We start from the raw sequence: 2,782 nt of genomic DNA, 5'->3' as shown, positions 1-2,782 counted from the left end.
AGCCTGATGCTTAATTTTTTCTAAATCTGTACCTCCGCCAATAATTGCAAACTGCACATCATTTCTTACTGAGGTAATAAACTTTATTGATTCCAGTAAAAGATCCAACCCTTCCTGCTCTCCAATTACTCCAACATATCCTGCCAGAAATGTACGTCCTTTTTTATACTTTTCATTTCCGCTTCCCAATTTTAAACGGTCTAACTTTGGACCACTTCTTACTACCTGTACTTTTTCCGCAGACATTTTGCCCCTTCGAATAGCAATTTCTTTATACGATTCATTTGTGGCAATACTATAGTTAGCTGTTGCAAATGTTAGCCGCTCTGTAATCAGCAAAAATTTATAAAAAAAACCTTTCTTATTATATTTAGCAATGTATAATTCAGGATTAATATCGTGATGATCAAAAACATATTTAACACCAAATAATTTAAAGAAGAGTGCTACAATAAAAATTAAGTCTGGCGGGTTACAGCCATGTATTATATGAAATCTTTTTTTGAAAAATATTTTTAAGCTTAAAAAAAATTCCCAGAATAATGCTATCGAATACTCTAATAAATATCCTGAAGCTCCTTTTGCTTCTAAGGGCAAAGAGTGCCGGTATATTTCTATACCATTTATTGTTTCATAAGATTTTGTATAGCCCTTCATTTTAGGGCATATTATAGAAACCTTGGCTCCGTTCTCCATTAATGTATTGGCCTCCTGCCACACCCTTCTGTCGAAAGGAACTGGCAAATTCTCCACAATTATTAAAATGTGCTTTCCGCTAAACATACTTTTTACCAGTTAATTCCTGTATAATTATTTTTGTTTCTAATTGTTTCGGGTAGCCGCACCATATCTACAATCAATGCTTCATCGCCGGCTTTTTCTATTACATCTAAGTATTCCTGCTCCTTGTTATTAATTACAATTACATCTACATCTTTTATCAAATCTTCTGCATCTTTTACCATAAGTTTTGAAAGATGCGGTATATGATGATCGATATAAACTTTATTAGTACCCGTTAAATTTGACAGGTGTATATGCTTATCATAAATTTTAACGGAATACCCTTTACCCAATAAAGTTTCTACAACTGCAACTGCCGGTGAATTACGCAAATCGTCTGTACCAGCTTTAAAACTTAATCCAAGAAAACCAATGCGTTTTTTTTGCGTATGCTGAATAATATCAACAGCACGGGTTATTTGCAACTCATTTGATTTATTGATGCTGTCAATTACAGGAACACTTACATAAAGATCATGTGCCAGTGTTTGAAGGCCTTTTAAATCTTTGGGAAGGCATGACCCCCCGAATGCAAAGCCCGGTTTAAAATAATAGGGTGATATATTCAATTGCTTATCCTTGCAAAATATCTCCATTACTTTGTGAGAGTCTATGCCCATCTCCGAGCAAATATTTCCAATTTCGTTACCAAAAGAAATTTTAAGGGCGTGAAAAGTATTGTTTACATACTTCATAATTTCCGCAATTTTAAGATCGGTTATTATAACTTCGCCTGGTAACTGACGGTAAAGGCTGGCCACAGTTTCTGCTGCCTGGCTGTTATCTGATCCTATAAGTGTGAGTGGGGGATTGTAATAATCCTCTACTGCTGTTCCTTCTCTTAAGAACTCAGGATTATCCACTATTGCAAAATCAACATTTCTTTTTTTACCCGATGCTTCTTCTACAATTGTTGCAAATTTATCGCAGGTACCTGGCATTATAGTAGAGCGTATGGCTATGATGTGAAAATCCTTTTTTTCTTTTAAAGCTAACCCGGCAACCTCAGCTACTTTAAAAATATAATTAAGGTTTAAGTGACCTTTATCACTGCTGGGGGTACCCACAGCAACTATGGTAATATCGGTTTTAAGTATTGCTTCTTTTGAATCTGTAGTGGCTTCAATATTTCCCTTTGCCCTTTGTTCGGCAATAATAATATCAATATCTTTTTCAATAATAGTTGCTTTACCTGCATTTATCTGGTCAACTTTAACCTGGCTTACATCTACACCAATTACATGGTGGCCGTTTTTTGCCAGGCAACCAATACTTACGCAACCAACATAGCCTAATCCGAAAATACTTATGTTCATAATTTATTTATTGATATTATTGTTTCTAACTGGATATTCCCCGAAATTTCGAGGGAACATATTATAGTGTTACAGGGCTCTTTATGTAAAAAGGAATTTGAATACCATCCGATTATTTCTGGTTTTATTTGACCGTTTAATAAAACTGCTTTTAGTTTTGGGTCTGTTTGCAATTGTACACTCCTTCCATTTTTATTTACCAACTCAAAAGAATGTTCACTAACATTTTTTATGTCTATTGCAGGATGGAAATGAAAAGGCATTTCTATAAAGCAGCGGTCAATTCCATTTTTTACTTCAATGATGTCCGTAATATTAATCTTTAAAGATTCTTTATTAAAAATTATTTTTCTTGTATTTGTAACACCATATTTTTCGTAACCATTATGCTTTGCCTCAATGATATCCATGGTATCATTTGTTTGTGCATTAAGCACAACACATTTATAATGATTAAGCCATAGGGTTGAGCCGGCAAAATTTGCCTGGTTAAGTTTATTAACCCTGATGGTATTATGGGCCAGCGTACTAACAAAATAATTTCTCCATTCAGGAGCTGTGTGGTAAGTGTAAGTACCAGGATCCACAAAAACAGGCTGGCCATCAACATGCAATAAAAAAGACAGCGCATCGGCATGGCCGTGTGCAGCTATAGAAAGAAAACCCAATGCTGCTGCATCAAA

3 protein-coding genes are annotated in these 2,782 nt (G+C 34.9%); all 3 read right to left on the bottom strand.

From position 1 onward, the window contains the following. A partial coding sequence (locus ACY651_RS13400) for a glycosyltransferase (RefSeq protein WP_462253558.1) occupies positions 1-783 on the bottom strand: 783 nt, incomplete at its 3' end. 5 nt (positions 784-788) lie between these two features. Beyond that, complete coding sequence (locus ACY651_RS13395) at positions 789-2,099, bottom strand: nucleotide sugar dehydrogenase (RefSeq protein WP_462253556.1); 1,311 nt, start codon at positions 2,097-2,099, stop codon at positions 789-791. Next, positions 2,096-2,782: heparinase II/III family protein (locus ACY651_RS13390; protein WP_462253554.1), on the bottom strand; the 687-nt coding region annotated here is incomplete at its 5' end. The genes ACY651_RS13395 and ACY651_RS13390, both read right to left, overlap by 4 nt.

The organism is Ferruginibacter sp. (genome assembly GCF_031391665.1).
Taxonomy (GTDB): Bacteria; Bacteroidota; Bacteroidia; order Chitinophagales; family Chitinophagaceae; genus Ferruginibacter.
Note: the sequence above shows the minus strand (reverse complement) of the source record. Positions and strands in the feature narration are given on the sequence as shown.

Excerpts from the sequence above, each read along its gene's own strand:
- ACY651_RS13395 (WP_462253556.1), bottom strand. The coding sequence starts at position 2,099 with ATGAACATAAGTATTTTCGGATTAGGCTATGTTGGTTGCGTAAGTATT.